This is a genomic window from Pseudomonas sp. GM84, from assembly GCF_000282535.1.
Taxonomy (GTDB): domain Bacteria; phylum Pseudomonadota; class Gammaproteobacteria; order Pseudomonadales; family Pseudomonadaceae; genus Aquipseudomonas.
Genome location: NZ_AKJC01000176.1, coordinates 1 through 5,319 on the forward strand (window position 1 = coordinate 1; position 5,319 = coordinate 5,319).

4 protein-coding genes are annotated in these 5,319 nt (G+C 62.4%); all 4 read left to right on the top strand.

What is annotated here, in order from left to right:
* Positions 1-344: 344 nt before the first annotated feature.
* Entirely contained in the window at positions 345-1,751 is a 1,407-nt protein-coding gene (gene glnA, locus PMI38_RS14875; protein WP_008095432.1) for a type I glutamate--ammonia ligase, read from the top strand.
* Between the two features lie 151 nt (positions 1,752-1,902).
* On the top strand, positions 1,903-2,445 hold the full coding sequence (locus tag PMI38_RS14880; protein WP_008095433.1) for a chorismate mutase: 543 nt from the start codon (positions 1,903-1,905) through the stop codon (positions 2,443-2,445).
* 253 nt (positions 2,446-2,698) lie between these two features.
* Positions 2,699-3,784, top strand: coding sequence for a nitrogen regulation protein NR(II) (glnL, locus tag PMI38_RS14885; protein ID WP_008095435.1), 1,086 nt, complete (start codon positions 2,699-2,701; stop codon positions 3,782-3,784).
* Complete coding sequence (gene ntrC, locus PMI38_RS14890; protein ID WP_008095436.1) at positions 3,781-5,217, top strand: nitrogen regulation protein NR(I); 1,437 nt, start codon at positions 3,781-3,783, stop codon at positions 5,215-5,217. Before glnL ends, ntrC begins: the two co-directional genes overlap by 4 nt.
* The last annotated feature ends 102 nt before the right edge of the window (positions 5,218-5,319 follow it).

Genomic DNA, 5,319 nt, shown 5'->3' on the forward strand with positions numbered 1-5,319 from the left:
AGCCGGCTCCCACAGGGTCAACCACAAGCCTCAAGACCTACGCCCCTCCCCTGTGGGAGCCGGCTTGCCGGCGATGAGGCCCTCAAAGGAAGCACAAACCCCACTGAATGCACCTTTTTGGTGCTCGACTACCAAAATCCGCATCTTAAGAGTGCATTTTTTGCCAAGCCCACACCCCTGGATGCCCGCAAACGCCCCTTTTTATCCCAGCCTCGCCATTTTCGGGCACTGGCATGCAATTTGCTCCCTTGTGAGGCAGGTAAGCTTGGCCGACTATCCGCGCCCAGCAACACCCTTTTTCCAGGGCGGCGGCCCACCGCGCTCTAGACCCTCCGGAGGACAACATGTCGAAGTCGGTTCAACTCATCAAAGATCATGACGTCAAGTGGATTGATCTGCGTTTCACGGACACCAAAGGCATTCAGCATCACGTGACCATGCCGGCGCGTGATGGCCTGGACGAAGACTTCTTCGAAGTCGGCAAGATGTTCGACGGTTCCTCCATTGCTGGCTGGAAAGGCATCGAAGCCTCCGACATGATCCTCATGCCGGTCGACGACACCGCCGTGCTGGACCCGTTCACCGAAGAGCCGACCCTGATCATCACCTGCGACATCGTCGACCCGTCGAGCATGCAGGGCTACGACCGCGACCCGCGTGGCATCGCCAAGCGCGCCGAAGAGTACCTGAAGAGCACCGGCATCGGTGACACCGTATTCGCAGGCCCGGAGCCTGAGTTCTTCATCTTCGACGAAGTGAAGTTCCAGTCGGACATCTCCGGCTCGATGTTCAAGATCTTCTCCGAGCAAGGCTCGTGGATGACCGGCGCTGACGTGGAAGGCGGCAACAAAGGCCACCGTCCAGGCGTGAAAGGCGGCTACTTCCCGGTTCCGCCGTTCGACCACGACCACGAAATCCGTACTGCCATGTGCAACGCACTGGAAGAAATGGGTCAGACCGTTGAAGTTCACCACCACGAAGTGGCGACTGCCGGTCAGAACGAAATCGGCGTCAAGTTCAACACCCTGGTGAAGAAGGCTGACGAAGTACAGGCCCTGAAATACGTCGTGCACAACGTTGCCGACGCTTACGGCCGTACCGCCACCTTCATGCCGAAGCCGCTGTACGGCGACAACGGCTCGGGCATGCACGTGCACATGTCGATCTGGAAAGACGGCAAGAACACCTTCTCGGGCGAAGGCTATGCCGGCCTGTCCGACACCGCCCTGTACTTCATCGGCGGTATCATCAAGCACGGTAAGGCCCTGAACGGCTTCACCAACCCGTCGACCAACTCCTACAAGCGTCTGGTCCCAGGCTTCGAAGCGCCGGTAATGCTGGCCTACTCGGCTCGCAACCGTTCCGCCTCGATCCGTATTCCTTACGTCGGCAGCCCGAAAGCCCGTCGTATCGAAGCACGCTTCCCGGACCCATCGGCCAACCCGTACCTGGCCTTCGCGGCCCTGCTGATGGCTGGCCTGGACGGCATCCAGAACAAGATCCACCCAGGCGATGCTGCCGACAAGAACCTGTACGACCTGCCACCTGAAGAGGCCAAGGACATCCCGCAAGTTTGCGGCAGCCTGAAAGAAGCCCTGGAAGAGCTGGATAAAGGCCGTGCGTTCCTGACCAAGGGCGGCGTGTTCTCCGACGACTTCATCGATGCCTTCATCGAGCTGAAGTCGGAAGAAGAAATCAAGGTCCGCACCTTCGTACACCCGCTGGAATACGAGCTGTACTACAGCTGCTGATTTGATCGGCGCCTGGCGCTGATCAACATCACATGAAACGGCCTCCTTCGGGAGGCCGTTTCTGTTTCTGCCTTCAACAGCTTCGGAAGGTTCCTACCCGAGAAATACGGCAGCTTCTCCACACTCGACGTTTCCCCACTGGAGACTTGCCATGCGTCCATTTTCCCTCGTCGCCCTTGCCGCCTTGAGCCTTGCAGGCTGCACCACAACCTCGACAGACAGCCCCGCGCTCGCACCACTACTCGACGCCATCGAACAACGCCTGAGCCTGGCCGAGGACGTTGCGCTGCACAAGTGGGACCAGGGCCAACCGGTGCAGGCAACCCAGCGCGAACAGCAGGTGCTTGCGCACGTTCGCGCGGCCGCACCCGCTTATGGCCTGACCCCGCAGCGCGCCGAAGCCTTTTTCGCCGACCAGATCGAAGCCAACAAACTGGTGCAGTACACCTTGCTCTCCCGCTGGCATCGCCAGGGTGTGGCGCCCGACACGCCACGCCAGGACCTGCAGCAACAGCTGCGCCCGCAGCTCGATCGACTGCAGGCCACGCTGCTTGGACAACTGGCCACATTCGAGCAGCAACCGCCACGCGCCTGCGCCGCTCGACTGGCTGATGCCCTGGCCAGCCGCCCCGTGGACAACCTGACCCGCAACGCACTGATCCGCGCCACCGGCCAACTGTGCGATAAACCCTGAAACCTCTATGCTCTATATTGGTGCATCCGATTGCGTGCGGGCCTTCGGTGCAGCCCAAAATGGATCACAAAAAACGTTAAACCAGGGCATTCTGTTCCGAATTCGCGCAATTGCAGGCCTTTTTCGGCTTATTCCGCTTCTTTTCGGAGCCTTGGTTTGTTTCTTGCATTTTCCTGGCATCTGCGGATCCATAGCGCGCCCGCCCCAGGTCACGCCGGGGGCTGCCAGCGCCAAAAGAGGTCACCGACGCCTTATGACCATCAGCGATGCACAGCACCGTCTGCTTCTGGACAACCTGACCACCGCCACGCTTCTGCTCAACGCGGAGCTGCGCCTGGAGTACATGAACCCGGCCGCCGAAATGCTGCTGGCAGTCAGCGGCCAGCGCAGCCACGGGCAATTCATCAGCGAACTGTTCACCGAGTCGACCGAGGCGCTCAATTCCTTGCGCCAGGCGGTGGAACATGCGCACCCCTTCACCAAGCGTGAAGCGCAACTGACCTCACTGACCGGGCAGACCATCACCGTCGACTACGCGGTGACACCGATCCTGCACCAGGGCAATACCCTGCTGTTGCTGGAGGTGCACCCGCGCGACCGCCTGCTGCGCATCACCAAGGAAGAAGCCCAGCTGAGCAAGCAGGAAACCACCAAGATGCTGGTGCGCGGCCTGGCCCACGAAATCAAGAACCCGCTGGGCGGCATCCGTGGCGCAGCGCAGTTGCTGGCGCGCGAGCTGCCCGAAGACGGGCTGCGCGACTACACCAACGTGATCATCGAGGAAGCCGACCGCCTGCGTAACCTGGTCGACCGCATGCTCGGCTCGAACAAGCTGCCGTCGCTGGCCATGACCAACATCCACGAGGTGCTGGAGCGCGTCTGCAGCCTGGTCGACGCCGAAAGCCAGGGATGCATCACGTTGGTGCGCGATTACGACCCCAGCCTGCCGGACCTTCTCATCGACCGCGAGCAGATGATCCAGGCGGTACTGAACATCGTGCGCAACGCGATGCAGGCCATCAGCTCGCAGAACGAGCTGCGCCTGGGCCGCATCACCCTGCGCAGCCGTGCGGTGCGTCAGTTCACCATCGGCCATGTGCGTCACCGCCTGGTGGCCCGGGTCGAGATCATCGACAACGGCCCGGGCATCCCGGCGGAACTGCAGGACACCCTCTTCTATCCCATGGTCAGTGGACGCCCGGACGGTACCGGGCTGGGCCTGGCCATCACCCAGAACATCATCAGCCAGCACCAGGGCCTGATCGAATGTGAAAGCCACGCGGGCCACACCGCGTTCTCGATCTTCCTGCCCCTGGAACAAGGAGTCACCGCCTCATGAGCCGAAGTGAAACCGTATGGATCGTCGACGATGATCGCTCCATCCGCTGGGTCCTGGAAAAAGCCCTGCAACAGGAAGGCATGACGACCCAGAGCTTCGACAGCGCAGATGGCGTAATGGGCCGCCTGGCTCGGCAGCAGCCGGACGTGATCATTTCCGACATTCGCATGCCCGGCGCCAGCGGCCTGGACCTGCTGGCGCAGATCCGCGAACAGCACCCGCGCCTGCCGGTCATCATCATGACCGCCCATTCCGACCTGGACAGCGCCGTGGCCTCCTACCAGGGCGGCGCCTTCGAGTACCTGCCCAAGCCGTTCGATGTCGACGAAGCGGTGTCGCTGGTCAAGCGCGCCAACCAGCACGCCCAGGAACAGCAAGGCCTCGACGTCCCCCAGGCGCTGGCCCGCACCCCCGAGATCATCGGCGAAGCGCCGGCGATGCAGGAAGTGTTTCGGGCCATTGGCCGGCTCAGCCATTCCAATATCACCGTGTTGATCAACGGTGAGTCGGGTACCGGCAAAGAGCTGGTGGCGCATGCCCTGCACCGCCACAGCCCACGCGCGGCCTCGCCGTTCATCGCGCTGAACATGGCCGCCATTCCCAAGGACCTGATGGAGTCGGAGCTGTTCGGCCACGAGAAAGGCGCGTTCACCGGTGCGGCCAACCTGCGTCGCGGTCGCTTCGAACAGGCGGACGGTGGCACCTTGTTCCTCGACGAGATCGGCGACATGCCGGCCGATACCCAGACCCGCCTGCTGCGGGTGCTGGCCGATGGCGAGTTCTATCGCGTCGGCGGCCATGTACCGGTGAAGGTCGATGTGCGAATCATCGCTGCGACTCACCAGAATCTCGAATCGCTGGTACAGGCGGGCAAGTTCCGTGAGGACTTGTTCCACCGGCTCAACGTCATCCGCATTCATATCCCGCGCCTGGCCGACCGCCGCGAGGATATTCCGGCCCTGGCCCGGCACTTCCTTGGCCGCGCCGCGCAGGAGTTGGCCGTCGAGCCGAAACTGCTGAAGCCGGAAACCGAAGAATTCATCCGCAACCTCCCTTGGCCCGGTAACGTTCGCCAGCTGGAAAACACCTGCCGCTGGATCACCGTGATGGCTTCCAGTCGCGAAGTGCTGATCGGCGACCTGCCGCCCGAGCTACTGAACCTGCCCCAGGACGCCGCTCCGGTCACCAACTGGGAGCAGGCGCTGCGCCAGTGGGCTGACCAGGCCCTGGCACGCGGACAGTCGAACCTGCTCGACAGCGCCGTGCCCAGTTTCGAACGGATCATGATCGAGACCGCGCTCAAGCATACGGCGGGACGACGTCGGGATGCGGCGGTGCTGCTGGGGTGGGGGCGCAATACCCTGACCCGCAAGATCAAGGAGCTAGGGATGAATGTGGATGGCGGCGATGATGACGAGGGCGAGGACCATTGACGCACTGATGCAAATTCACCGCTGACTTTGTGGGAGCCCGCTTGCCGGCGATGCAGGCGCCGCAGTGCACGGCACCGGCTGCGCCGGTGATCGCCGGCAAGC

What these genes read in the sequence shown, in the direction of transcription:
- glnA (WP_008095432.1), top strand. Translation starts at nt 345, where the DNA reads ATGTCGAAGTCGGTTCAACTCATCAAAGATCATGACGTCAAGTGGATT.
- PMI38_RS14880 (WP_008095433.1), top strand. Translation starts at nt 1,903, where the DNA reads ATGCGTCCATTTTCCCTCGTCGCCCTTGCCGCCTTGAGCCTTGCAGGC.
- glnL (WP_008095435.1), top strand. Translation starts at nt 2,699, where the DNA reads ATGACCATCAGCGATGCACAGCACCGTCTGCTTCTGGACAACCTGACC.
- ntrC (WP_008095436.1), top strand. Translation starts at nt 3,781, where the DNA reads ATGAGCCGAAGTGAAACCGTATGGATCGTCGACGATGATCGCTCCATC.